Source organism: Micromonospora sp. WMMD1155, from assembly GCF_029581275.1.
Classification (GTDB): Bacteria; Actinomycetota; Actinomycetes; order Mycobacteriales; family Micromonosporaceae; genus Micromonospora.
Map to the genome: position 1 here is coordinate 1263059 of NZ_CP120742.1, position 23421 is coordinate 1286479.

Sequence of the window (23421 nt, forward strand, 5' to 3'; positions counted from 1 at the left end):
GGCGGCGTCGTGAGCTACGCGAAGGTGCTCTGCGTGGGTCTGGTCGGCGTGACCGGCCACCTGGTCGAGGTGGAGGCGGACCTGGCAGCCGGCCTCCCGGCAGTGGTGATCTCCGGTCTGCCGGACACCGCCCTGCACGAGGCCCGCGACCGGGTCCGCGCCGCCGTCGTCAACTCCGGCCAACGATGGCCCAACCGGCGGATCACCCTCAACCTGCTGCCCGCCACGTTGCCGAAGTTCGGCTCGGCATTCGACCTGGCCATCGCGGCAGCTCTGCTCGGCGGTTCGGGTGAGCTGCCGCTGCTTCCTCTGGATGGTGTGGTGGTCCTCGGCGAGTTGGGGCTCGACGGCACGGTCAGGCCGGTGCGCGGCGTGCTCCCGATGGTCGCCGCCGCGGCCCAGGCCGGCGTCGAGCGGGTGATCGTCCCGCTCGGCAACGCCGCCGAGGCCGCCGTCATCCCCGGGGTACGGGTGCGAGCGGTGGACCACCTGCACCGGTTGGTCTCCTTCGTTCGCGACGGCACCCCGCTGATCGAGCCACCGGCGGCCACGCCGACACCGGCCCTCGGAGGTCCGGATCTGGCCGATGTCGCCGGGCAGCAGGTGGGCCGGCGCGCATTGGAGGTGGCCGCCGCCGGTGGGCACCACATCGCGCTGCTCGGCCCTCCGGGTGCCGGCAAGACGATGCTCGCCGAACGACTGCCGTCGATACTGCCCGAGCTGGACGACGACGCGGCGCTGGAGGTGACGGCACTGCACTCGGTCGCCGGGCTGCTGCCGCCGGGCGGTCGGCTGCTGCGACGCCCGCCGTTCCAGGCCCCGCACCATACGGCGACGGTGCCGTCGCTTGTCGGCGGCGGCTCGGGGCTGGCCCGGCCCGGCGCGGTGTCGTTGGCTCACCGAGGGGTGTTGTTTCTGGACGAGGCCCCAGAGTTCAGCAAGGGCGCGTTGGAGGCACTGCGTCAGCCCCTGGAGCACGGTCGCATCCAGCTGAGCCGCAGTGGAGGCGGCACCGTCTACCCGGCCCAGACCCAGTTGGTGCTGGCGGCCAACCCGTGCCCGTGCGCGAAACCGTCCGGCGACGCGCACTGCGAGTGCAGCCCGCTGGTCCGTCGCCGTTACCTGGGCCGGATCTCCGGGCCGCTGCTCGACCGCATCGACGTACAGGTGCAGCTGATGCCGGTGCGGGCGGCCGACCTGATGGCAGCAGACAGTGACGCCGAGCCGTCGGCGACGGTCGCGGCGCGGGTGGCGGCGGCACGACAGGCGGCGGCGACCCGCTGGGCGTGCCTCGGCCGCAGGCTCAACGCCGAGGTGGGAGGCCCCCACCTGCGTCGGCCGCCGTGGCGACTGCCCGCCTGGGTCACCGCGGAGCTCCGTGGCCGGCTCGACTCCGGCTCGCTGTCGGCACGTGGCTTCGATCGAGTCATCCGGATGGCCTGGACCATCACCGACCTGGACGGCCGAGATCGGCCAGACCTGGATGACGTCCGGGAAGCGATCCAACTCCGGACGGGAGAGACGGCATGAGCGCCGACGACGAGAGCAGACTCGCCCGGGTGGCGTTGACCTGGCTGGCCGAGCCGGGCACCCGCGCGGTTCACCGGCTGGTCGAACGACTCGGGCCGGTGGCCACCCTGAACCTCCTGCTCGACGGGGGCAGCCCGGACGGCTGGCTGCACAGCACGGTCGCCGCCCGGCTGGCCGGCGGCGACGCCCGCACGGTGGCTGCCGAGGCGATAGAGCGCGCGGACCGGCTCGGTGCCCGACTGGTCACGCCGGACGACGAGGAGTGGCCGACCCGCGTCGCCGACCTTGCCAAGCTGCGCCTGCCCGACGTCTCCCGGCGAGTGGACGGTGAGACCGCCCCACCGCTCTGCTTCTGGGTACGCGGAGCCTGGCCGCTGGGCGAGGCGCTGGATCGTTCGGTGGCCGTGGTCGGGGCGCGGGCGGCCACCGGGTATGGCCAGCACGTCGCCACTGAGTTGGGGTACGGGCTGGCCGAGCGGGACTGGACAGTCGTGTCGGGTGGGGCGTTCGGCATCGACGCCGCCGCTCACCGGGGAGCCCTCAACGCCGGCGGTCTGACTGTCGCGGTGCTCGCCTGTGGGCTGGACCGGCCGTACCCGGTGGGCAACACCGCGCTCTTCGACCGGATCGCCGACACCGGGCTGCTGGTCAGCGAATGGCCGCCCGGCGCCGATCCACTGCGGCCCCGGTTCCTGATCCGCAACCGGGTGATCGCGGCGGGCACCGTGGGCACCGTCCTGGTCGAGGCGTCGGCGCGCAGTGGCGCCACCCAGACCGCGCGGCGAGCCGTCCACACCGGTCGGGTGGCCATGGTGGTGCCCGGGCCGGTGACGTCGGCGATGTCCGTCGGCGCGCACGAGTTCCTCCGCGACAATCCCAAGACCCGGCTGGTCACCGGGGTGGCACACGTGCTCGAGGAGGTGGGCCGGATCGGCGTGGACCTGGCCCCGCCGGCGCGGGGCCCGCAGCGGCCCGCCGACATGCTCGACGAAGACGCGCGCTCACTGCTGGAGGCGCTCCCTCGCCGGGGCGGGTGGGGCGTGGATCAACTTGCCACCCGCGCCGGCGTCGACGTGCGGACCGCGTTACGCAAGCTGTCGCTTCTGGAGGAACTGTCCCTGGTGGTCCGCCGCCACGACGGATACTCCCTGGCCCCACCCGTTCGAGCGAAGCGCGGAGCGGTGGCGGAAGGGTCCGGGCCGACCTGAGAGGGCATCTTCGTGGGACGTCGAAAAGTCGTTACCGCCGTTAGGGTGCGTGGTCATGGGTGCGATCAAGCCGTGGCACATCGCCACGCTGTGCTGTCTCGTCACGTCCGCAGTGTTCATCGCCGGTTTGGCCGTTGTCCTGGTCAAGCGGGCCAACCGCCGATAGTCGGGCCGCTGGCTGGTCGTGGCGAAGGCGTCCGGGCCGGGGAACAGGCCAGCCCAGAGGGCCGGCGAAGGCGCCCGGCCACCAGCGGCCGGGCCGCTGTCGCTGTTCACCGGTTGGCGACGAACGGTAGCTGCTGAGTGGGTCCGTCGAGCGCGGTGTGTGGCTGCGTCGCCTCCTCCGGCCGCGTCGCCTCCTCCGGCGGCACCGGCGGCACGGCACGTGCCCGCGGCGGAATCAGACGATCGCGGAGCTTGAGCGCGGGCCACTCGACGGCGCGGGTAAGCACCACCGCGATGACGAAGACGCCGGCGTAGAGCACGGCCAGCCGGAGTGGGGTCTCGTTGACCCAGGGCGCGACCCTGACCACGGCCTGGTTGACGTATTCGGCCGCGGAGACATGGGTGAGGTAGATCGCGTACGAGTAGATACCGAGCGTGCCGATCGGGCGCAGAACGGCCCGGAAACGGACCACCCACTCGGCCCGGTAGAGCAGCAGCAGAAAGGACGCGGAACTGAGGTACGCGACGGAGTAGCCGAAGCTGGCGCCGTGGTCGGAGTTCTTGTTGTTGGTCCAGAGCCAGGCTATGCCGAGCACGGTGCCGCCGAGCCAGAGCCATTTCCAGGCCACGATGCGGTCGAACAGCTCGGTGTAGTAGACGGAGGCGACGGCCAGGAGCATGCCGGCGAGCATGGCGTCGACGCGGAAGTGGGTGAGCTGCTGGATCAGCACGGGTTTCGTGTCGATCTGGACCGCGATGACACGGCCGACGAGCGTGGCCACCATGATGCCGAATATGACCTTGACGAGGGTCTGCGGCCGAACGCGGCGGCGGAACGCGATCGGCAGGAGCAGTGCGGCCGCGAGGTAGAAGTGCTCCTCTACGGCAAGCGACCAGAGGTGCGGGGGCTTGGTTTGCGTGTAGTTCTGCACGTGGATGGTCTGCGGCAGGAACTGCCACGGATCCCAGGGGTGGGTGATCATGAGGAATGCGATGAACAGGTAGTAGACCGGCCACAGCTTGAATGCTCGGCGTAGCAGGAACCGGCCCGCGTCGAACCCTCCGGTGCGGACCTGCTCGCGGAAGATCAACCGGCCGACCAGGAACCCGGACAGTACGAAGAAGAGGTCGACTCCGGCCCAGCCGAATGTGCGGGTGGGCAGCAGCATGACGTCGCTGACGGGATTACCCGTGGGTTTGCCGGCGAGGTGCCATCCCACCGCGAGGAGGATGGCGACGCCGCGTACGACGTCGAGGTCGAGCTCGCGCGCGCCTAGCGGCGAGGCGAGGCGCGCCCGGGCGGCGCCAAGCACGGTCTTCGTCACCGCAGCAGCTTGACAGATCTTGACCGCGGGCTGTGCCCCGGCTGTGCCGCCGGTCCGCTTTGCGTGCTGATCGTCTTTCCGGGCCCCGATTTCGGCACCGCTGGGGCCGTGCGCTCGGCATTCGGTGGCGATGAAACCGCCCCGGCAGGGACTGCTTGAGGTGCCGACCGACGCGCTCGACGGCAACCGAGGGCGGTGCCGGCCCGGCGAGGCGCGATGAGCGGGGAAGGCTCGGGGCAGGTGACGTACGACGATCAGCCGTAGGCTGATGCCGTGTCAGCTGTCGGTACGGGTGGCTGTGTCAACGGACGGGCCTTCCCCGCGACCGGATCGGCGCGCCCACGGTGAGTCGACCTGCGCGGGGCACCCGGGCCATGCACCAGGCACTACCGCCGGCGCTGCGCGACGCCGTCGACGACTTCGCCGAGCACCTGTCCCGGGTGCGGAACCGGTCGGCGCACACCGTCCGTGCGTACGTCACCGATCTGGTCTCGCTGCTCGACCACGCCGTTCGGATGGGCTGCGTCGACCTGGCCGAGCTGGACCTGTCGGTGCTGCGTAGTTGGCTGGCGCGGCAGCGCACCACAGGTGCGGCGCGCACCTCGTTGGCGCGGCGGGCCGCGTCGGCCCGGGCGTTCAGCGCGTGGGCGCACCGGGCCGGGCTGCTCTCCGTCGACGTCGGTGCGGCGCTGGCCAGCCCGCGTGCGCACCGGGAGTTGCCCAGCGTGCTGCGCGCCGACCAGGCCGCTGCCCTGGTCGATGCTCCGGGTCGGCGGTTGACCACCACCGGCACGCCCGAAGCCCCACCGGACACCCGCCGGACAGGGACCGCCCCGGCGGCCACGGAATCGGAGAGCACCGCCCCGGCGGCCACGGAATCGGAGAGCACCGCCCCGGCGGCCACGGAATCGGAGAGCACCGGCCCGGCGCGCACGGACCAGGCGACCGAGCCGACCTCGGGCGCACCACAGCGGACCGCGGTGCCGTTGCGGGACCGGGTGCTGCTGGAGCTGCTCTACGCCACCGGCGTACGGGTCAGTGAGGTCTGCGGGTTGGACGTCGCTGACGTCGACCACGGCCGACGGGTGATCCGGGTGTTCGGCAAGGGTGGACGGGAGCGCTCGGTGCCGTACGGGGTGCCCGCACAACAGGCGTTGGACGACTGGTTGCGGCGGGGCCGCCCGGCGATGGTGAACACCCACTCCGGAAACGCGCTGTTGTTGGGCGCCCGGGGCGGTCGGCTCAATCCGACGACCGCGCGGCAGATCGTCGGTGCGTACGCCGAGGCCGCCGGCCTGCCCCGGACGAGCCCGCACGGCCTCCGGCACTCGGCGGCCACCCACCTGCTCGAAGGTGGGGCGGACCTGCGCGCCGTGCAGGAGTTGCTGGGCCACTCGTCGCTCGCCAGCACACAGATCTACACGCACGTGTCGGTGGAGCGGCTGCGGGCCGCCTACCGGCAGGCCCACCCCCGCGCCTGATCAAGGGCCGAGGGGCGGGATTCCCGGCGGTTACGATCATCGGGTGAGCGTCCCGCAGCCCCCTGAGCCGATCCCGGGCGCCCGCCTGCTCTTCTCCCTGGACCCGGCGGTAAGCCACCTCAACCACGGCTCGTTCGGCGCGGTCCCGATCGGCGTGCAGCGAGCCCAGCAGCGGCTGCGCGACGAGATGGAGGCCAACCCGCTGCGGTTCTTCACCCAGGGTCTGGTCGACCGGATCGCGCACACCCGACGGCATCTCGCCGGGTTCCTGGGTGCCGACCCGGACGGCAGCGCCCTGGTGGGCAACACCACCACCGGCGTCGCGGTGGTGCTGCAGTCCATCGGCCTGCGTCCCGGCGACGAGGTGCTCAGCACCGATCACGGGTACGGGGCGGTGAGCCTGGCCATCCAGCGCGAGTGCCGTCGTACCGGGGCGGTCAGCCGGGTCCTGCCGGTTCCACTGACGGCGACCGACGAGCAGCTCGTGCAGATCATCCGCGACGGCCTGCGCCCCGGGCGCACCCGACTGCTCGTCGTCGACCAGCTCGCCTCGGCGACCGCCAAGCTCTTCCCGACCGCCGCGATCGTCGGGGTGGCCCGCGAACACGGCGTGCCGGTGCTGGTGGACGCGGCACACGCCCCGGGGATGCTGCCCACGACGGTGGCCGGCATCGGTGCCGACTTCTGGGTGGGCAACCTGCACAAGTGGGCGTACGCCCCGCGCGGAACGGCCCTGCTGGCCGTGGCACCGCAGTGGCGGGAACGGATCGAGCCGCTGGTGGTCTCGTGGGAGCAGGAGTCGGGCTTCCCGGCCCGGCTCGAGTGGCAGGCGACCCTCGACTACACGCCCTGGTTGGCCGCCCCGGCGGGTCTGTTCACGATGCGCAGTCTCGGCGTGGACCGGGTGCGGGCACACAATGCGGCTCTCGCCGCGTACGGCCAGCGGGTGGTGGGGGACGCTCTGGGGGTGGCCCCCGCCGACCTGCCCGACCCCGGCGGGCCGGGGGTGTCTCTGCGCCTCATCCCGCTGCCGGCCGGGACTGCCGCCACGATCGACGCGGCGCGGGCGTTGCAGACGCGCATCGGCGAGCGGCTCGCCGCCGAGGTGGCGGTGATGAGCTGGAGCGGCCGGGGGTGGCTGCGGCTCACCGGTCAGGTGTACAACACCGCCGACGAGTACGAGCGGTTGGCCGCACGGCTGCCGGCGCTGCTCGCCCAGCGCTGACCGGACGCACCGGCAGAAGGCCTCCGGCTACCGAACCGCACCGGCGGACGGCCCGCCTACCGAACGGCATTGGCAGAAGGTTCGCCGACCGGCAGCAGGCGCACCGGGCCGAGGCCGAGCAGGGCGAGCGGGTCCAGGTACTCCTCGCCCCGGCGCAGGCCCCAGTGCAGGCACACATCCGCCGGGCAACCCGGGTGGCCGGGCAGCAGCTCGCCCAGCGGTGCGCCGGTGGCGACCGCCTGACCGGGGCGTACCCCGGGTTGCACGGGCTCGTGGGTGGTTCGCAGCCCACCGGCATGCCCCACGGTGACCACCGGTCGGCCGGCCACCAGGCCGGCGAAGAGAACGGTGCCCGGCCCGGCACTGCGGACCACAGCCCCGGCCGAGGCGGCCAGGTCGACGCCCCGATGGCCGGACAGCCACGGCTCGGGTGGCGGGTCGAAGCGGCGCACCGGTCGCGGTGGCCCGTCGAGTGGCCAGCGGAAGCGCTCCGACCCGACGCCCGCCACGGCGGCGACAGGCACCGGTACGACGGCTGAGGGTGGCTGGCCGGGGACCGCCGCGACAAGCACCGCCAGACCGCAGAGCTGCACGGTCAGCGCGAGTGGCACGGCGGCGCAGAGCAGCGCGGTACGGCGGATCGAACGGACCGATGGCTGTCGCATGACGGCAGCCTCCGGCCACGGTCGGGTGGTACGCCAGCCCGGCCGACGAACCTGTGGACGACCGACGGTCCTGTGGACGACCACCCGGAAGCTCCGACGATCTGCTATGTCTAGGCTGGGCCGCGTACGGCGGGTGCCGCCGTCTGCACCGGGGAGGCCCGCATGACCACTCTCGATGACCGGACGACGTCCCCCGCGGACCGCGCCGAAGGTTCCGGCCCGGCGGTCTCCGACGTGAGCGGCCCGTCCCGGCTCGCGGAACCGGACGAGGCGATCAGCGCCGAGGAGTTGCAGCTCGCCGCGCGTAACCACGGGATCCCGTTGGAGGCGTTGCGCTACGACGTCACCCCGGCCGGGTTGCACTACCTGCTGATCCACTACGACATTCCGGAGGTCGACCCGGCGACGCACGCGCTGACCGTCGGTGGCGCGGTGGACCGGCCGCTGACGGTCGGCCTCGCCGACCTGCGCGAGCGGCCACGGGTCACCCGGCAGGTGACCCTGGAGTGCGCCGGCAACGGCCGCGCCCTGCTGCACCCCCGGCCGGTGAGTCAGCCGTGGTTGGTCGAGGCGGTCGGCAACGCCGAGTGGACGGGCACTCCGCTGGCTCCGCTGCTGCGCGAGGCGGGTCTCGGGCCGGACGCTGTCGACGTGGTCTTCACCGGCGCCGACCACGGCGTCGAGCGCGGGGTCGAGCAGGATTACCAGCGGGCGCTGCCGGTGGCCGACGCGCTGCGCGAGGAGGTCCTGCTGGCGTACGAGATGAACGGCGCTCCCCTGCTGCCCCAGCACGGCGCGCCGCTGCGGCTGATCGTGCCCGGCTGGTACGGCATGGCGCACGTGAAGTGGCTGCGCTCGATCGAGGTCCGGACCGAACCGTTCGAGGGTTACCAGAACGCGGTGGCGTACCGGGTGCGGCGGGACGCCGACGACCCGGGCGTGCCGGTCACCCGGATCGAGCCGCGTGCGCTGGTCCGCCCGCCCGGCTTCCCCGACTTCATGTCCCGCCGCCGGGTGCTGCGCCCCGGCCCGTGCACCGTCGACGGTCGGGCCTGGTCCGGGCACGCCCCGGTGGTGTCGGTCGAGGTGACGACCGACGGTGGGCGGAGCTGGGCGTCGGCCGAGTTGGACCCGGCGGAGGCTGGGGAGTTCGCCTGGCGGCGCTGGCGGTACGAGTGGGCCGCGGCCCCGGGCCGGTACGTGCTGGGGGCCCGGGCGACCGACGCGTCCGGGCGCACCCAGCCGGTCGAGCAGCCGTGGAACCGTGGCGGTTTCGCCAACAACCTGGTGCAGCGGGTCGAGGTCGTGGTGCCGGCCGAGTGATCGGCGGCAGGTGCTACGCCACGGGTGGGGGCCCGTGACGTGGTCGGGTGCCCTCAGCCGCCGAAGCCGGAGTCGGCGGGCAGCGAGATGTCGGGCTTCTCCAGCTCCTCGACGTTGACGTCCTTGAAGGTCATCACCCGGACGTTCTTCACGAAGCGGGCGGGACGATACATGTCCCAGACCCAGGCGTCGTGCATCTCGACCTCGAAGTAGACCTCGCCGTCGGAGTTACGCACGTGCAGGTCGACCTGGTTGGCCAGGTAGAACCGGCGTTCCGTCTCCACCACGTACGAGAATTGGCGGACGATGTCGCGGTACTCCCGGTAGAGCTGCAGCTCCATCTCGGTCTCGTACTTCTCGAGATCTTCCGCGCTCATCGCACTCCGCCTTCCATGGCCACATCTTCCCCCACCGGCGCCGGAGGCCGAGGCTGCTCGCCCAACGCCACGCCGACGGTACCCCCTGATGCCCCGGAGCGCTCCATCGGCTCTTCCGAGGCGTGGCCGCCGGGCCGTCGGGCGCGCGGCGGCCGACCGTCGCGGCCGGAGACCGCGGCGACGTTGACGTACGAGAAGCGGTGCTCCCGGCACGGCCCGTGCTCCCGCAGCGCCGCGGAGTGCTCCGGGGTGATGTAGCCCTTGTGCTCGGCGAACCCGTACGCCGGGAACGTCTCGTCCAACTCCACCATGATCCGGTCCCGGGTGACCTTGGCGAGCACACTGGCCGCCGCCACGCACGCGGCCACCCGGTCGCCCTTCCACACGGCCAGGCCGGGCACGCCCAGGCCGTCCACGCCGAAGCCGTCGGTGAGCACGTACTCCGGTCGGGTGGTCAGCGAGGCGAGCGCCCGACGCATCGCCGCCAGGTTGCACACGTGCAGCCCCCGGGCGTCGACCTCGTCGGCCGGGATGACCACCACGGCGTACGCGAGCGCCCGGTCCACGACCTCCGCGTACACCCGTTCCCGGCTGGTCGGGGTGAGCAGCTTCGAATCGGCCAACCCCTCGATCTCGCCGCGCCGCCCTTCGGGCAGCACCGCCGCGGCGGCGACCAGCGGACCCGCGCACGCGCCCCGGCCCGCCTCGTCGGCACCGGCGACGTGCCGGAACCCACGCCGCTGTAGCGCTCGTTCCAGCGCGTAGAGACCGGCCTCGCGGCGCACGACGGTGCGCGGCGGGGTCAGCACGACGCCTCGTCCCGGCCGGCGACGGTGGACTGCACCAGCCGGGCCAGCAGCGCCGGCAACTCGGGCGGGTAGAACCGCTCACCGCTGGCCGCCAGCTCGTCCGGGAACCACCAGCGGTGGTCGGCGATGCTGCGCTGCTCGATGTCGTTGAAGCCGGTGGTGTCCACCTGCCAGGACTGCACCCGGAGGAGGAAGAAGTCCTGCTCCTGGCGGTACCAGGTGCCGTCGAAGGTGAACTCGGTCGTGTCGGACCAGACCGCCTCGCCCAGCGCGGCCGGGTCGAGCCGCAGCCCGGTCTCCTCGGCCAGCTCCCGTGCCGCGCCGGCCGCCGGGCTCTCCGCCGGATCGAGCCCGCCACCGGGGGTGAACCAGTATCGATGCCCTGGTCGGGCCGGGTCGAAGCCCTCGAACAGCAGGACCCGACCGGCCGCGTCGACGAGCAGCACGCGGGCCGCGCGTCGAGGGGTGTAGAGGGTCACCGCACCAGCCTGCCAGACCGATGGCGGATCGCCCACGCCCCGGTGGTCTACGGCTTGGGAATGCCGTCGAACGAGTCGGGCACGGTGAGCCAGGTGGCCCGGTTGACCGGCCAGAAGACGGTGAACGCCCGCCCGACCACGTCGTCCTCGGGGATCGTGGCCTCGGTGATGTTCTGCCCGGACTGCTGCCAGTGCTCCAGCGAGTCGCCGGAGGCCGAGCGGTGGTCACCCATCACCCACAGCCGACCCTCCGGCACGGTGATGTCGAACTCCTGGTCGGCGGCCTTGTCGCGGACCCCGTCCATGGAGAAGATGTACGGCTCGTCCAGCGACTTGCCGTTGATCATCAGCCGTTCCTGCGGGTCGCAGCAGACCACGTGGTCACCCGGGGTGCCGATGACCCGCTTGATGAAATCCTCGCCGTCGGGGTTGCCGCTCCACGTGGTGGGGGCCTTGAACACGATCACCTCACCGCGGTGCGGCGACCGGAAGTCGTAGACCAGCTTGTTGACCAGCACCCGGTCATCGATCTTGAGGGTGTTCTCCATGGACGGGGAGGGGATGAAGAAGGTCTGCAGCACGAAGGCGCGGACCAGCACCGCGACCAGGATCGCCACACCCAGCAGGATCGGCAGCTCCTTCCAGAAGGAGCTGCGGGGCTTGTCGGTCTGCTCGTCAATCACGCCAAGGAGCCTACGTTGCCCGGCTGGACGTCACCGTCCGGAACGCGCGGGAACCACGGAGTGCGGCTACCAACGGCGGGACCAGCAGCACCACGCCGCCCTGCGGGGTCGGTCGCACCGGTGGTGCGCCGGAGGAGGCCGTGGCCGGCCCGGACACGTCGTCGAACGTCGACGGCACCGACAACGCGTTCCACCGGGACGAGGGCCAGACCACCATGAAGGCCCGGCCGACGACGTTGTCGATCGGCACCGGGCCCTGGCAACGGGCGTCCTGGGAGACCTCACGGTGGTCGCCCATCACGAAGAGCTGACCCGGGGGTACGACGACCTCGTCGAAACGCCGGGAGCGGCACTCCGACGGGTTGGGCGGCAGATCCAGTGGGGAGTCCCGCAGCACGTACGGCTCGTTGAGGGGCGTGCCGTTGACCGTCACCCGTCCCTGGCTGTCGCAGCAGGCGACCCGGTCGCCCGGAACGCCGATCACCCGCTTGATGAAGTCCTTCTCACCGGGACGGCTCACCCCGATGAGGTCGCCGACGGTGCGGGCGAGCCGACCGGCGACGCCGGGCTTCGGCTGCTCGTCGACCTGCGGCGCCCAGCGGTCGGTGCCCCGGAAGACCACCACCTCACCGCGTACCGGGTCGCGGACGTCGTAGACGACCTTGTTGACCAGCACCCGGTCCCCGACGAGGAGGGTGTCCTCCATCGAGCCGGACGGGATGAAGAACGCCTGGAGCAGGAAGGTGCGGATCAGCACGGCGAGGCAGAACGCGACGACCAGGAGCAGCGGAAGCTCCTGCCAGAGGGGCATCTGCCGGCGGGTACGGCGGGTTCGCCGGCGCCACGGATCGACGGTGCCGTCCTCGTCAAGCGTCTGCACCACGCCACTCCCCGGTCCACAGAAGCACTACCGCCCGGGAGCCTCGACGAGGCTCCACGGGCGGTAGTGGACGGCTGCCCGCCACCTGGGCGGACCCGCCGCCTCGCTGCGCCCGTACGACCAGGGTAGTGCGGTCCGGCCGGTACGGCATACGCGCAGCTCAGGCGGCGTGGCGAGCGGGAAGTCAGCTGGGCTGCTTCTCCCGCTTCTCCTTGATCTTGGCCTTCTTGCCGCGCAGCTCGCGCAGGTAGTAGAGCTTGGCGCGGCGCACCGCGCCACGGGTCACGACCTCGATCCGGTCGATGCCCGGGCCGTTGAGCGGGTAGGTCCGCTCGACGCCGACACCGAAGCTGACCTTGCGGACCGAGAAGGTCTCGCGCAGACCGTCACCCTGGCGGCGGATCACGACGCCCTGGAAGATCTGGACACGGGACCGGTTGCCCTCGACGACGCGGGCGTGCACCTTGACGGTGTCACCGGCCCGGAAGTCGGGAAGGTCGGTCCGCTTCGACTGGGCGTCAAGGGCGTCCAGGATGTTCATCGCTGCGTCCTCGTAAGGCTCACGGCGCACCGTCACTCGGTGCGCGGGTGGGTGATTCTGATCCCCGGGTGGTGGTCGGCGGGCCGACCCCGGTCGGGGATCCTCGCAGCCGCCCGCGGGCGCGGACGGATACGGCAACCTCCCTACTTTGCCACATCCCCCGGCGGCACCTGAAATCCGGCCTGGTCCAGAGCCGCGATGTCCCGTTTGTCGAGCCGATCGGCGGGCAGTGCGGCCAGCAGGTCGGGGCGACGGGCGGCGGTGCGCAGCAAGCCCTCCTCGCGCCGCCAACGGGCGATCTTGCCGTGGTCTCCGGAGCGGAGCACCTCCGGCACGTCGTACCCGCGCCAGCTCGGCGGCTTGGTGTAGATCGGTGCCTCCAGCAACCCGTGCGCGTGCGACTCCTCGTCCAGCGAGCCCGCGTTGCCCAGCACACCCGGCAGCAACCGGGTGACCGCCTCCACCATCACCAACACGGCGACCTCGCCGCCGAAGAGCACGTAGTCACCGAGCGAGACCTCGGTCACCGGCATCCGGGTGGCGGCGTGCTCCAGGACGCGTTGGTCGATGCCCTCGTACCGGCCGCAGGCGAAGAGCAGGTGCGACTCGGCGGCCAACTCGTACGCCATGGCCTGGGTGAACGGGACACCGGCCGGAGACGGCACCAGCAACCGGGGCGGTGGGGCCTCGGCCGGCGCGAGCGCGTCCAGCGCCGCACCCCACGGCTCCGGGCGCATCACCATCCCCGGCCCGCCGCCGTACGGGGTGTCGTCGACGGTGCGGTGCACGTCGTGGGTCCAGGTCCGCAGGTCGTGCACGGCGAGTCGGAGTGCGCCGTTGGCCCGCGCCCGCCCGATCAACGACAGGTCGAGCGGGGCGAAGTACTCCGGGAAGATCGACACGACGTCGACGCGCATGCCTGGTGGTCCTAAAGGTCGAGCAGGCCGGCCGGCGGGTCGACGATCACACGTCCACCGGCCAGGTCGACCTCGGGGACGATCGCCCGGACGAACGGGATCAACGCGGTACGCCCCTCGGGGCGCCGCAGCACCAGCAGGTCCGAGGAGGGGGCGTGGTCGATGCGGGCGACCTCGCCGAGGCGTTCACCGGCCGGGGTGACCACGGCCAACCCCACCAACTGGTGGTCGTGGAACTCCTCCGGATCGTCCGGCGGGGCCACGTCGGCGCTGTCCACCACGAGCAGGGTGCCGCGCAGCGCCTCGGCGGTGTTGCGGTCCAGGATCCCGTCGAACGCGACGAGCAGGCGGCCCTGGTGGAAACGGGCCTCCTCGATGGTCAGCTCGGCCGGAACCCGGAACGGCACACCCGGCCCGTTCGCCGGCGACGGGACCGCCCCCGGCTCAGTGCGGAGCACTGACCCGGGGGCGAACCGTGCTTCGGGCTCGTCGGTCCGCACCTCCACGGTGACCTCACCGCGGACACCGTGCGGCTTGCCGATCCTGCCGACGACGAGCTGCATCAGTACGAGTCGACGATGTCGACGCGCACGCCGCGCCCGCCGATGGAGCCGATCACCTGACGCAGCGCCTTGGCGGTCCGGCCGGACCGCCCGATCACCGTGCCGAGGTCCTCGGGGTGCACGCGGACCTCGAGCCGCTTGCCCCGACGGGAATCGACCATCCGCACCCGGACGTCGTCCGGGTGGTCGACGATGCCCTTGACCAGGTGCTCCAACGCCGGACGCAGGGGCATGTCAGGCCTGCTCACCGGCGTCGGCAGCGGCAGCGGGGGCCTCGGCCGGAGCCTCGGTCTTCGGCGCCTCGGCCGGGGTCTCGGCGGCCTTGGTGGCCTTCTTGGCCGGCTTGGCCGGGGTCTCCGGGGCGAGCCCGGCGGCGGCCTTCGCCTCGGCCTCGTACGCGGCCTTCCGGTCGGTCCGCTCGGCGGCGACCTTCAGCGGCGGCGGGGCCGGCAGGCCCTTGTACTTCTGCCAGTCACCGGTCAGCTCCAGCAGCCGCTGCACAGCCTCGCTCGGCTGAGCGCCGACGGACAGCCAGTACTGGACCCGCTCCGACTTGACCTCGATGATCGAAGGGTCTTCCTTCGGCTGGTACACCCCGACGAACTCGATCGCCCGACCGTCACGCTTGGTGCGCGAGTCGGCGATGACGATGCGGTACTGCGGGTTGCGGATCTTGCCCATCCGCAGGAGCCGGATCTTTACGGCCACAGTTGTTTCGCTCCTGTTGCGATCTCACCGGCCCGTGCGGGCGGTGTGCATGGGTGAGCGCCGACGGCACAGTGGGGTTGGGCCGGAGACTACTCGGTGGACTGGCGACGCGCCCGGGTTAGAGGGCGCCGGACGCGCGCCGGATACCAGCGACCCATTCTGCCAGATCCGGTGCCGATCTTCCGCACCGGACCCGGACACCACGTCACCGGTGACCGGAGACACTCCTCACCGCACCGGCGGGCGGTCCCATCCTGGCGGAAGTTCGTCCGGTACGTCCCATTCTGCCGGGGGCATGAAGTCGCACCAGGTGCCGTCGAACGGGAACTCCCCGGCCTCGGCGAGGGCGATCACCCGCTCCCCCTCGGCCCGGACCGCCTTCTCGTCGGTCACCCAGTAGTCGGCACCGAAGGCGAGCCGCTCGACGAACTCGCCCTCGTCCTTCCACTCCCAGCTCAGGTCCGGGCGGACCAGCACGTCGAGGTCCTGGTCCACCACGTCGACGCCGGCCACCGGGCCGTCGTCCCAGCGGACACCGTGCTCCTCCAGGTTGACGTACCAGTGGGCGAACCGACCCTGGGCGTCGCGGAACCACCAGACGGAGTGCGCCGCGCCGGTCGGCAGGAACTTCAACAGCGGCGGCCCGTTCCAGCGCCCGTGCGCCAACCGGTACGACGACGAGATCCACTGGGCGAAGGGCATCGCTCGCATGCCCAGCCCCGCCTCGGTCACCTCGTGGGCCACCGGCGAGTCCCGGGCGATCCACACCAGCAGACCCCGCTCGTCGTCGCTGACCACGCGGCCCGGCCGGACCCATCCGATCCGACCGTGCCGCACGTTCCGGTGCATGATCAACCGACCCGGCGCGAACCGCACTGGCTGTCTACGTTCAGTAGGCGCGGGCGAGGACGGCGATCAGGTCGGGCTCGTCCTCGGAGTCCGGCACCGAGCCGTCGGCGCGCACCAGGCAGCGCACCGTGACGCCCTGACCGTTCGCCTCGGCCTCACCGGCCACACCGACCGCCGACCACGGCACCCGGGCCCAGCCCGTCGCGGCGGCCTCGATCGCCTCGGCCAGGGTCGCGACCTCCACGGTGCGCGACTCGCGGTTGGCCAACGCCTGGTCGTGCAGCACCTGCTGGTCGGTCTCCAGCGCCGCCACCACCGCGGCGACCACGTCGGCCACCGGCGTCGGGGACTTCGACCCGTCGGTGCGGCGCACCACAGTCGCGTTGCCGGCGGCCAGGTCGCGGGGGCCGACCTCCACGCGTACCGGATAGCCACGCAGCTCGGCGTCGACGGCCCGGCGGCCGAACGCGGTGTCGGTGCGGTCGTCGAGCGCGACCCGGACACCGGCGTCACGCAGGCCGTCGCGCACCTTGGCCGCCGCCTCCGCGACGCCCTCGCCATCCTTGACGATCATGATGTACGCCTGGATCGGGGCCAGCTTCGGCGGCACGCGCAGACCGTTGTCGTCGCCGTGCGCCATGATCAGACCACCGAGCATCCGGGTCGACGTGCCCCAGGACGTGGTCCAGGCGTGCTCCCGGCCACCCTCCTTGGCGGAGTAGCTGATGTCGAACGCCTTGGCGAAGTTCTGCCCCAGCTCGTGGCTGGTGCCCAGCTGGAGCGCCTTGCCGTCGCCCATCATGCCTTCGCAGGTGTACGTTGCCGTCGCCCCGGCGAACCGCTCACGCGCCGTCTTCAGGCCCACCACCACCGGGATGCCGATCACGTTGACCATCAGGTCCTCGTACGCCTCGTGCAGGATCCGCCGCGCGTACGCCCGGGCGTCCTCGCGGGTGGCGTGCGCGGTGTGCCCCTCCTGCCAGAGGAACTCGCTGGTGCGCAGGAAGATGCGCGGCCGAAGCTCCCAGCGGACCACGTTCGCCCACTGGTTGAGCAGCAGCGGCAGGTCCCGGTACGAGTCGATCCACTTGGCCATGAACTCGCCGATCACCGTCTCGCTGGTGGGGCGCACCACCACCGGCTCGGCGAGCGGCTTGCCGCCACCGTGCGTGACCACCGCCAGCTCCGGCGAGAAGCCCTCGACGTGCTCGGCCTCACGCTTGAGGTAATTCTCCGGGATGAAGAGCGGGAAGTACGCGTTCTCCGCACCCGCCGCCTTGATCCGGGCGTCCATCTCAGCCTGCATACGCTCCCAGATGGCGTAGCCGGCCGGTCGGATGACCATGGTGCCGCGGACCGGGCCGTTGTCGGCCAGCTTCGCCTTGGCGATCAGGTCCTGGTACCAGCGGGGAAAATCCTCCGCACGGGGAGTGAGCACGCGTGCCATGACCGCACATCCTATGCGCCCCTCACCGGGGCGGTGCGGTCGGGCGCGGCATCGTTAGCATCTGCCGTCATGACCCCCCTCGATCCACACCCCGGCGCGGCCTCCGACCCGACGCCCGACCCCGCCGAGCTGGCACACCTCGCAACCCGGTGGGTGCGCTGGGTGGCCCGGCACCGGCAACCCGCCAATCCGATCGGCGACGGGTCCGGCCGGCACGCCGGGCACCACCAACCCGCCGACGTCTGGTTCCTCGCGGGTACGTTCGGTGGCTCTGCGCAACGTCGGTGCGTGGTTCCCGCCGGGCGGCCACTGTTCTTCCCGGCGTTCTGCTATTGGCAGGTCGGTCGCACCGACGAACCGGCGGAGGCCATGGACAGCGCGACCGGTCACGCGCAGTTCGACGGGGTGGCCGTCGCCCTGCGCGAAGCCGGCTCGGCCCAGTCGTTCCCGGTCAGCGGCTTCTTCAACAACGTCGTCACCGTCTGGCCGTGGCCCAGGCCGGTCTCCTGCTGGGGTCTGTGGGCGCTGGTGCCGCCGCCCGCCCCCGGTCAGCACGAGCTGAGCTTCGGTGGCAGCGACGGTGAGCGGTTCCGGGTGGAGGCGCAGTACCAGATCGACGTGCGCTGAACCACCTACACTTCGACCACCATGAGTGAGCAGACCGGCGTCACCCCGGTGCGGGACGGCATCGTCGACGCCGCCCGCACGCTGACCGTCGCCACCGGGTGGGACGGTGTCCGGATGGGTGCCGTCGCGGGCGCCGCCGGGGTCAGCCGACAGACCGTCTACAACGAGTTCGGCAGCAAGGCCGGCACGGCGCGCGCGTACGCGGGTCAGCGGATGACTCGGCCGCGGAGGATCGTGCGGGACGGGGCGCGGACGACGCGTAGGTCGCGGCGGGGGTCCTCGGGGTAGACGGTCAGGTCGGCGAGGCCGCCCTCGACCAGGCCGGGGAAGCCGAGCCATTCCCGGGCGCCCCAGGAGGCGGCGGCGAGCACGTCGATCGGTGCCATGCCCGCGCGCTCGTGCAGCAGCATCATCTCCTCGGCGGCCAGCCCGTGGTCGATGCCGCCGCCGGCGTCGGTGCCGACGTAGATCGGTACGCCCGCCTCGTGCGCCGCGCGCACCACCTCGGGGAAACCGTCGCGCAGCGCCAGCATGTGTTCGGCGTACCCGGGGAACTTGCCCCGCGCCTGCTCGGCGATGCCTCCGAAAGTCGCGATATTGATCATCGTGGGGACGAGCGCGGTGCCCTGCCGGGCCATCTCGTCGATCAGGTCGAGGCTGAGCCCGGTGCCGTGCTCCACCGAGTCCACCCCGGCCCGCACCATGATTTCGACGGCGGATTCGGAGAAGGTGTGCACCGCGGCGCGTACCCCGGCGTCGTGGGCCGCTCGCACGGCGGCGGTGAGGGTGTCCGCGTCCCAGGCCGGGGCCAGGTCACCCACACCACGGTCGATCCAGTCGCCGACCAGCTTGACCCAACCGTTGCCGGCCTTCGCCTGGGCGGCCACCGTCGCGGCGACCTCGGTCGCGTCGACCTCCACGCCGATGTCGCGCAGGTAGCGCTTCGGCGGGGCGACGTGCCGGCCGGCGCGGGCCAGTCGCGGCAGGTCCGGTTCGTCGTCGAGTTCGGGGTACGGGTACGGCGAGCCGGCGTCGCGGATGGCCAGCACCCCGGCGTCCCGGTCGAGGCGGGCCAGCTCGCGCGCCTGGTCGAGTGAGGTGATCGGGGCGCCACCGCGGGCGATACCGATGTGGCAGTGCGCGTCGACCAACCCCGGCAGCACGTAGCCGCCGTCGACAACCGTCTCCGCGTCGGGCACCGGGATGAAGGTCACCCGGTCGCCGACCAGCCAGATGTCCCGGACCTCGTCGTCGGGGAGCAGTACGCCGCGCACATGTAGGGCCATGCGCACAGTCCTACCCGATCACCGCTTCGTCCGCGCGAGGACCTCCTGCCGGCGCTGCGTCCACGCCGGCAGGTCCAGGGTCACCTTCCACGGGCGGTCGATGGTGACCAGACCGTCGGTCTCCACGCTGGGCTCGTAGCCGCCCTTGGGGCTGAGTAGGAGTTCGGTAAAGGTGACCTTCTCCCGCAAAGGGTCGATCACCCAGTACGCGGCGACGCCTGCATTGGCGTAGATGCGGACCTTCTCGTGCCGATCACGAATGGTGGAGTCGGGTGAAATCACCTCGACCGCGAGCAGGGCGTCCTGCACCGGCACGGGTGACCGGTTGGCCTGCTCGACCCGGATCACCACCACGTCCGGCCGCGGCTCGTTACGGCGATCGATCGAGAGCGACTGGTCCATGCTGACGAAGAAGTCGTCCGGGCAGGCGAGTTCCAGGGCGAACATGACGCGACCGCAGATGAACTGGTGCAGCGGTGTGGGGGACGGCACGATCAACCTTCCGTTGATCAGTTCGTACGGAAGGTCCTTCGGCAGGTCACCGAGGTCGTCGACCGTCCACTCGTGCCGTTCGGGCAGGATCGGGGCCGCGGTCATGACATCTCCTTCCAGGGGGCGACATCACCCTAAGCGCCGGATCAGTCGCCCGCCGTCACCGACACGCGTCAGCGCGGGCCCTTGTCGCCGCCCTTGCCGAGCTTGTTGAAGTCGATCTTCGGCAGCTTGAAGCCGGGCGGCAGGCCCTGCGCGCCCGCGAGGTCGTTCGGGTCCATCCCCGGTGGGAGCTGCGGCATGCCACCGGGGAAGCCGCCCGGCATTCCGGCGCCGGTACGCGGCCGACCGCCGCCCTTGGTGCCCTTGCGCTTGTTCTTCGGGCTCTTGGTCGCCTTGCGCCGACCGCCGCCGGGCAGGCCCATCATGCCGCCCATCTGCTTCATCATCTTCTGCGCGTCGGCGAAGCGGTTGAGCAGTTGGTTGACGTCCATCACGGTGACGCCGGAGCCGTTGGCGATGCGCGCCCGGCGGGAGCCGTTGATGATCTTCGGGTTGGTCCGCTCGCCCGGGGTCATCGACCGGATGATCGCGGTGACCCGGTCGAAGTGACTGTCGTCCAGCTCGGCGAGCTGGTCCTTCATCTGCCCCATGCCGGGCATCATGGCCAGCACGTTGGCGATCGGGCCCATCCGCCGCACCGCGATGAGCTGGTCGAGGAAGTCGTCCAGGGTGAACTGCTCGCCGCCCATCAGCTTGGCGGTCATCTTCTCCTTCTGATCGGAGTCGAAGGCCTGCTCGGCCTGCTCGATCAGAGTGAGGACGTCGCCCATGCCGAGGATCCGGCTGGCCATCCGGTCGGGGTGGAAGACGTCGAAGTCCTCCAGCTTCTCACCGGTGGAGGCGAACAGGATCGGCTGCCCGGTGACCTCACGCACCGACAGCGCGGCACCACCACGGGCGTCGCCGTCGAGCTTGGAGAGGACCACACCGGTGATGCCGACCCCGTCGCGGAACGCCTCGGCGGTGCGGACGGCGTCCTGACCGACCATCGCGTCGATGACGAAGATGACCTCGTCCGGCGAGACGGCGTCGCGGATGTCGGCGGCCTGCTGCATCATCTCGGCGTCGATACCGAGTCGACCGGCGGTGTCGACGATGACGATGTCGCGGGCGGCGCGCTTCGCGTGCTCGATCGACGCGCGGGCCACCTGCACCGGGTCACCGGTGCCGTTGCCGGGCTCCGGGGCGTACACCTCGACACCGGCCCGACCACCGAGCACCTGGAGCTGCCCGACGGCGTTGGGGCGCTGGAGGTCGGCGGCGACCAGCAGCGGCTGGTGCCCCTGGCCCTTGAGCCAACGGGCCAGCTTGCCGGCCAGGGTGGTCTTACCGGAACCCTGGAGGCCGGCCAGCATGATCACCGTGGGCGGCTGCTTGGCGAACTGGAGTCGCCGACCCTCGCCGCCGAGCACGTTGATCAGCTCTTCGTTGACGATCTTGATGATCTGCTGGGCCGGGTTCAGCGCCTGGGAGACCTCGGCGCTGCGGGCCCGCTCCTTCACGGCCGCGATGAAGCCCTTGACCACCGGCAGCGCGACGTCCGCCTCCAGCAGCGCGAGGCGGATCTCGCGCGCGGTGGCGTCGATGTCGGCGTCGGTGAGCCGTCCCTTGCCGCGGAGCTTGGTGAAGATCCCGGACAGGCGGTCACTCAAGGTGTCAAACACGCGAACATCCCGTTTGTCAGTGTTCCGGCGGGCACAACCCGGCCGGCACTGCGGAGTCCGGCCACCGCTAGGGTAACCGGCCACCCGCAAGGCCGCTGGCGGCCCGGGCCTCACCCCGAGACCAACCCCGATTGGTACGCGAAGACGACGAGCTGGGCCCGGTCCCGGGCTCCCAGCTTGCCCATCGCCCGGCTGACGTGGGTCCGCGCGGTCGCCGGGCTGACCACCAGCCGGGCGGCGATCTCCTCGTTGTTCAGGCCCTCCCCGACGAGGCCGACGACCTGGCGTTCCCGGTCGGTGAGCGTGTCCAGCCGGGGGTGCGGGCGAAGCACCCAGGACGGCCGGGTGGCGAACTCCCGCACCACCCGGCGGGTCACCGATGGCGACAGCAGCGCCTCCCCCTCGGCGACCAACCGGATCGCGCGCAGCAGGTCGACCGGCCGGGTGTCCTTGGTGAGGAAGCCGCTCGCGCCGTGCCGCAACGCGTCGAAGACGTACTCGTCCAGCTCGAAGGTGGTGAGCACCACCACCCGCGTGCCGGTCAGGTCGGGATCGGCGACGATCCGCCGGGTCGCCTCGATGCCGTCGATGCCGGGCATCCGGATGTCCATCAGCACGACGTCCGGCCGCTCCCGGCGGGCCAGCTCGACCGCCCGCAGCCCGTCGGCGGCCTCACCGGCGAGCATCAGGTCGTCCTCGCTCTCCACCAGCGCCCGCAGGCCGAGCCGGACCAGGTCCTGGTCGTCGGCGACCAGCACCCGGATCACGTGGTCGACTCCACGGGCAGCCGGGCGTACACCCGGAAACCGCCACCGGGGCGCGGCCCGGTGGCCAACCGCCCGCCCAGCGCCTCGACCCGCTCCCGCATCCCGGCCAGACCGTGCCCGCTCCCGTCGTCGGCCGGAGCCGTCCCGGCGCCCTCGTCGGTCACCTCCACCGTCACCTCGTCGGCGCGGTAGTCCACGGTCACCTCGGCGCTGGTCACCCCCGCGTGCCGCAGCACGTTCGTCAACGCCTCCTGCGCCACCCGGTACGCGGTCAGGTCCACCGCGGCGGGCAACTCCCGAGGGTCGCCGACCACCCGCGTCCGCACGGCGAGCCCGGCACCGGCCAGCCGGTCACGCAGCGCCGGGAGCCGGGCCAGACCGGGCACCGGCCCGCGCTCGGCGCCCTGCCGTACCGCCCCGAGGGTGACCCGGAGCTCGTCGAGCGCCTCCCGGCTGGTCCGGCTGATCGCGGTCAACGCGGTCTCCGCCTGCTCCGGCCGCTTCGGCAGCAGGTGCAGGGCGATCTCCGCCTGCATGCTGATCGCGGCCAGCCCGTGCCCCACCACGTCATGCACCTCCTGCGCGATGCGCAGCCGCTCCTCGTCGGCCTGCCGGCGAGCCTGTTCGGCACGGGCGCGGGCCTCCTCGGCGCGGGTACGCGCGGCCGACTCCCGACTGACCCGCGCCACCACACCCACCGCGAACGGTACGACCACCCAGGCCGACGCGGGCAGCACTCCCGCCCAGCCCGGCGCCGGCCCTCGGGCGACGAAGACGTGCGCCACCAACAGGACGAAGGCGCCCCCGGCGGCGAGCGCCGCCGGGCGCACCGGCAGTCGCACCGCCACGGTGTACACCGCGAGCAGGAACGCGAGCAGGATCGGCCCGTACGGGTAGCCGAGCACCAGGTACGTCGAGGTGGCCACGGTGACCACGGCCAGGACGGGCACCGGGGCGCGTCGCCGGAGCAGCAGGGCGAGCGCGGCGACCGCGATCAGCACCCGGCAGGCGGCGTCCACCGGACTGGACCCCGGCTGGTTGTCTCCGGCCAGCCCGGTGGCGAGCAGCCCGAACGCGAGCAGCACCAGGGCCGGCGCCACATCCGGCCATCCCCACCGCCCACCTGGTCGCATGGCCGTCATTCTGCCCGCGCCGGGGGCAGCCGTCGTGCGTCCGGCGGCGGCACCACCGCTACGTCCGCCGACGTATCAGCCGCCACCAGCGGAGCCAGCCGCTTCTCCGCCCGCCGGGTCGCGGCGGCGGGCACTCCGATGAGCAATATGACTCTCAGGTATGAATATGACTCTGAGGTATATCGCCCATCGAGGTAGCCGGCTCGCGCGGGCG

25 protein-coding genes and 1 pseudogene are annotated in these 23421 nt (G+C 72.0%); 7 read left to right on the top strand and 19 right to left on the bottom strand.

What is annotated here, in order from left to right; all coding sequences use genetic code 11:
* The first annotated feature begins 9 nt into the window (after positions 1–9).
* Complete coding sequence (locus tag O7617_RS05480) at positions 10–1530, top strand: YifB family Mg chelatase-like AAA ATPase (RefSeq protein WP_282261951.1); 1521 nt, start codon at positions 10–12, stop codon at positions 1528–1530.
* Positions 1527–2738: a DNA-processing protein DprA gene (locus O7617_RS05485; RefSeq protein WP_282261953.1), complete on the top strand. Its 1212-nt coding sequence runs from the start codon at positions 1527–1529 to the stop codon at positions 2736–2738. Before O7617_RS05480 ends, O7617_RS05485 begins: the two co-directional genes overlap by 4 nt.
* A 272-nt stretch (positions 2739–3010) precedes the next feature.
* On the opposite strand, the gene O7617_RS05490 is transcribed toward O7617_RS05485, so the two are convergent.
* Complete coding sequence (locus O7617_RS05490; RefSeq protein ID WP_282261954.1) at positions 3011–4228, bottom strand: acyltransferase; 1218 nt, start codon at positions 4226–4228, stop codon at positions 3011–3013.
* A 374-nt stretch (positions 4229–4602) separates the two neighbouring features.
* Here O7617_RS05490 and O7617_RS05495 point away from each other — a divergent pair, with 374 nt between their 5' ends.
* Both O7617_RS05495 and O7617_RS05500 read left to right on the top strand, forming a co-directional pair.
* Positions 4603–5709, top strand: a complete 1107-nt coding sequence (locus O7617_RS05495; protein WP_282264644.1) for a tyrosine-type recombinase/integrase — start codon at positions 4603–4605, stop codon at positions 5707–5709.
* A gap of 43 nt (positions 5710–5752) precedes the next feature.
* Positions 5753–6934: an aminotransferase class V-fold PLP-dependent enzyme gene (locus O7617_RS05500; RefSeq protein ID WP_282261956.1), complete on the top strand. Its 1182-nt coding sequence runs from the start codon at positions 5753–5755 to the stop codon at positions 6932–6934.
* 56 nt (positions 6935–6990) lie between these two features.
* Here the strand turns inward: O7617_RS05500 and O7617_RS05505 are convergent, their stop codons facing one another.
* Positions 6991–7599: a M23 family metallopeptidase gene (locus O7617_RS05505; protein ID WP_282261957.1), complete on the bottom strand. Its 609-nt coding sequence runs from the start codon at positions 7597–7599 to the stop codon at positions 6991–6993.
* Positions 7600–7761: 162 nt separating this feature from the next.
* Between O7617_RS05505 and O7617_RS05510 the strand changes: the two genes are divergently transcribed.
* Positions 7762–8922, top strand: a complete 1161-nt coding sequence (locus tag O7617_RS05510) for a sulfite oxidase (protein ID WP_282261959.1) — start codon at positions 7762–7764, stop codon at positions 8920–8922.
* Positions 8923–8975: 53 nt separating this feature from the next.
* Here the strand turns inward: O7617_RS05510 and O7617_RS05515 are convergent, their stop codons facing one another.
* From O7617_RS05515 to proS, 12 genes are all read right to left on the bottom strand, one after another.
* Entirely contained in the window at positions 8976–9299 is a 324-nt protein-coding gene (locus O7617_RS05515) for a DUF2469 domain-containing protein (protein ID WP_007075222.1), read from the bottom strand.
* Positions 9296–10108 (bottom strand): ribonuclease HII, encoded by an 813-nt coding sequence (locus O7617_RS05520; RefSeq protein WP_282261960.1) that lies wholly within the window; start codon positions 10106–10108, stop codon positions 9296–9298. The genes O7617_RS05515 and O7617_RS05520 overlap by 4 nt, the downstream gene beginning before the upstream one ends.
* Positions 10102–10587, bottom strand: coding sequence for an NUDIX domain-containing protein (locus tag O7617_RS05525; protein WP_282261961.1), 486 nt, complete (start codon positions 10585–10587; stop codon positions 10102–10104). Before O7617_RS05525 ends, O7617_RS05520 begins: the two co-directional genes overlap by 7 nt.
* Positions 10588–10634: 47 nt before the next feature.
* On the bottom strand, positions 10635–11270 hold the full coding sequence (gene lepB / locus O7617_RS05530) for a signal peptidase I (protein WP_282261962.1): 636 nt from the start codon (positions 11268–11270) through the stop codon (positions 10635–10637).
* Positions 11271–11280: 10 nt separating this feature from the next.
* Positions 11281–12153 (bottom strand): signal peptidase I, encoded by an 873-nt coding sequence (lepB, locus tag O7617_RS05535; RefSeq protein ID WP_282261963.1) that lies wholly within the window; start codon positions 12151–12153, stop codon positions 11281–11283.
* 181 nt (positions 12154–12334) lie between these two features.
* The gene (gene rplS / locus O7617_RS05540; protein ID WP_088991045.1) at positions 12335–12691 is read right to left on the bottom strand and encodes a 50S ribosomal protein L19; all 357 of its coding nucleotides are present in this window, start codon (positions 12689–12691) and stop codon (positions 12335–12337) included.
* Positions 12692–12834: 143 nt separating this feature from the next.
* Positions 12835–13608: a tRNA (guanosine(37)-N1)-methyltransferase TrmD gene (gene trmD, locus O7617_RS05545; protein ID WP_282261965.1), complete on the bottom strand. Its 774-nt coding sequence runs from the start codon at positions 13606–13608 to the stop codon at positions 12835–12837.
* Between the two features lie 11 nt (positions 13609–13619).
* The gene (rimM, locus tag O7617_RS05550; RefSeq protein WP_282261966.1) at positions 13620–14171 is read right to left on the bottom strand and encodes a ribosome maturation factor RimM; all 552 of its coding nucleotides are present in this window, start codon (positions 14169–14171) and stop codon (positions 13620–13622) included.
* Positions 14171–14431 carry an RNA-binding protein gene (locus tag O7617_RS05555; RefSeq protein WP_172862164.1) on the bottom strand — a complete coding sequence of 87 codons (261 nt, stop codon included), beginning with the start codon at positions 14429–14431 and terminating at the stop codon, positions 14171–14173. The genes rimM and O7617_RS05555 overlap by 1 nt, the downstream gene beginning before the upstream one ends.
* The gene (gene rpsP, locus O7617_RS05560; RefSeq protein WP_282261968.1) at positions 14406–14879 is read right to left on the bottom strand and encodes a 30S ribosomal protein S16; all 474 of its coding nucleotides are present in this window, start codon (positions 14877–14879) and stop codon (positions 14406–14408) included. Before rpsP ends, O7617_RS05555 begins: the two co-directional genes overlap by 26 nt.
* A 228-nt stretch (positions 14880–15107) precedes the next feature.
* Complete coding sequence (locus O7617_RS05565) at positions 15108–15755, bottom strand: DUF402 domain-containing protein (protein WP_282261969.1); 648 nt, start codon at positions 15753–15755, stop codon at positions 15108–15110.
* 13 nt (positions 15756–15768) lie between these two features.
* Entirely contained in the window at positions 15769–17175 is a 1407-nt protein-coding gene (gene proS / locus O7617_RS05570) for a proline--tRNA ligase (protein WP_282261970.1), read from the bottom strand.
* Positions 17176–17244: 69 nt separating this feature from the next.
* Between proS and O7617_RS05575 the strand changes: the two genes are divergently transcribed.
* Both O7617_RS05575 and O7617_RS05580 read left to right on the top strand, forming a co-directional pair.
* Complete coding sequence (locus O7617_RS05575; RefSeq protein WP_282261972.1) at positions 17245–17802, top strand: hypothetical protein; 558 nt, start codon at positions 17245–17247, stop codon at positions 17800–17802.
* A gap of 21 nt (positions 17803–17823) precedes the next feature.
* Positions 17824–17988 (top strand): annotated as a pseudogene (locus O7617_RS05580) (TetR/AcrR family transcriptional regulator); the annotation flags it as partial.
* A gap of 20 nt (positions 17989–18008) precedes the next feature.
* Here the strand turns inward: O7617_RS05580 and O7617_RS05585 are convergent.
* The 5 genes from O7617_RS05585 to O7617_RS05605 all read right to left on the bottom strand — a co-directional run bounded on the left by O7617_RS05585 (position 18009) and on the right by O7617_RS05605 (position 23207).
* Positions 18009–19088, bottom strand: a complete 1080-nt coding sequence (locus tag O7617_RS05585; protein WP_282261974.1) for an amidohydrolase family protein — start codon at positions 19086–19088, stop codon at positions 18009–18011.
* Between the two features lie 18 nt (positions 19089–19106).
* Positions 19107–19685, bottom strand: coding sequence for a Uma2 family endonuclease (locus O7617_RS05590; protein ID WP_282261976.1), 579 nt, complete (start codon positions 19683–19685; stop codon positions 19107–19109).
* Positions 19686–19753: 68 nt separating this feature from the next.
* On the bottom strand, positions 19754–21307 hold the full coding sequence (gene ffh / locus O7617_RS05595) for a signal recognition particle protein (RefSeq protein WP_282261978.1): 1554 nt from the start codon (positions 21305–21307) through the stop codon (positions 19754–19756).
* Between the two features lie 110 nt (positions 21308–21417).
* Positions 21418–22074, bottom strand: coding sequence for a response regulator transcription factor (locus O7617_RS05600; RefSeq protein ID WP_282261981.1), 657 nt, complete (start codon positions 22072–22074; stop codon positions 21418–21420).
* Positions 22071–23207 (bottom strand): sensor histidine kinase, encoded by a 1137-nt coding sequence (locus O7617_RS05605; RefSeq protein WP_282261982.1) that lies wholly within the window; start codon positions 23205–23207, stop codon positions 22071–22073. Before O7617_RS05605 ends, O7617_RS05600 begins: the two co-directional genes overlap by 4 nt.
* Positions 23208–23421: the final 214 nt, after the last annotated feature.

Excerpts from the sequence above, each read along its gene's own strand:
- O7617_RS05495 (WP_282264644.1), top strand. The coding sequence starts at position 4,603 with ATGCACCAGGCACTACCGCCGGCGCTGCGCGACGCCGTCGACGACTTC.
- O7617_RS05515 (WP_007075222.1), bottom strand. The coding sequence starts at position 9,299 with ATGAGCGCGGAAGATCTCGAGAAGTACGAGACCGAGATGGAGCTGCAG.
- trmD (WP_282261965.1), bottom strand. The coding sequence starts at position 13,608 with ATGCGCGTCGACGTCGTGTCGATCTTCCCGGAGTACTTCGCCCCGCTC.
- O7617_RS05590 (WP_282261976.1), bottom strand. The coding sequence starts at position 19,685 with ATGACCGCGGCCCCGATCCTGCCCGAACGGCACGAGTGGACGGTCGAC.
- proS (WP_282261970.1), bottom strand. The coding sequence starts at position 17,175 with ATGGCACGCGTGCTCACTCCCCGTGCGGAGGATTTTCCCCGCTGGTAC.
- O7617_RS05505 (WP_282261957.1), bottom strand. The coding sequence starts at position 7,599 with ATGCGACAGCCATCGGTCCGTTCGATCCGCCGTACCGCGCTGCTCTGC.
- rplS (WP_088991045.1), bottom strand. The coding sequence starts at position 12,691 with ATGAACATCCTGGACGCCCTTGACGCCCAGTCGAAGCGGACCGACCTT.
- O7617_RS05575 (WP_282261972.1), top strand. The coding sequence starts at position 17,245 with ATGACCCCCCTCGATCCACACCCCGGCGCGGCCTCCGACCCGACGCCC.
- O7617_RS05510 (WP_282261959.1), top strand. The coding sequence starts at position 7,762 with ATGACCACTCTCGATGACCGGACGACGTCCCCCGCGGACCGCGCCGAA.
- O7617_RS05485 (WP_282261953.1), top strand. The coding sequence starts at position 1,527 with ATGAGCGCCGACGACGAGAGCAGACTCGCCCGGGTGGCGTTGACCTGG.
- rimM (WP_282261966.1), bottom strand. The coding sequence starts at position 14,171 with ATGCAGCTCGTCGTCGGCAGGATCGGCAAGCCGCACGGTGTCCGCGGT.
- O7617_RS05605 (WP_282261982.1), bottom strand. The coding sequence starts at position 23,207 with ATGCGACCAGGTGGGCGGTGGGGATGGCCGGATGTGGCGCCGGCCCTG.
- O7617_RS05585 (WP_282261974.1), bottom strand. The coding sequence starts at position 19,088 with ATGGCCCTACATGTGCGCGGCGTACTGCTCCCCGACGACGAGGTCCGG.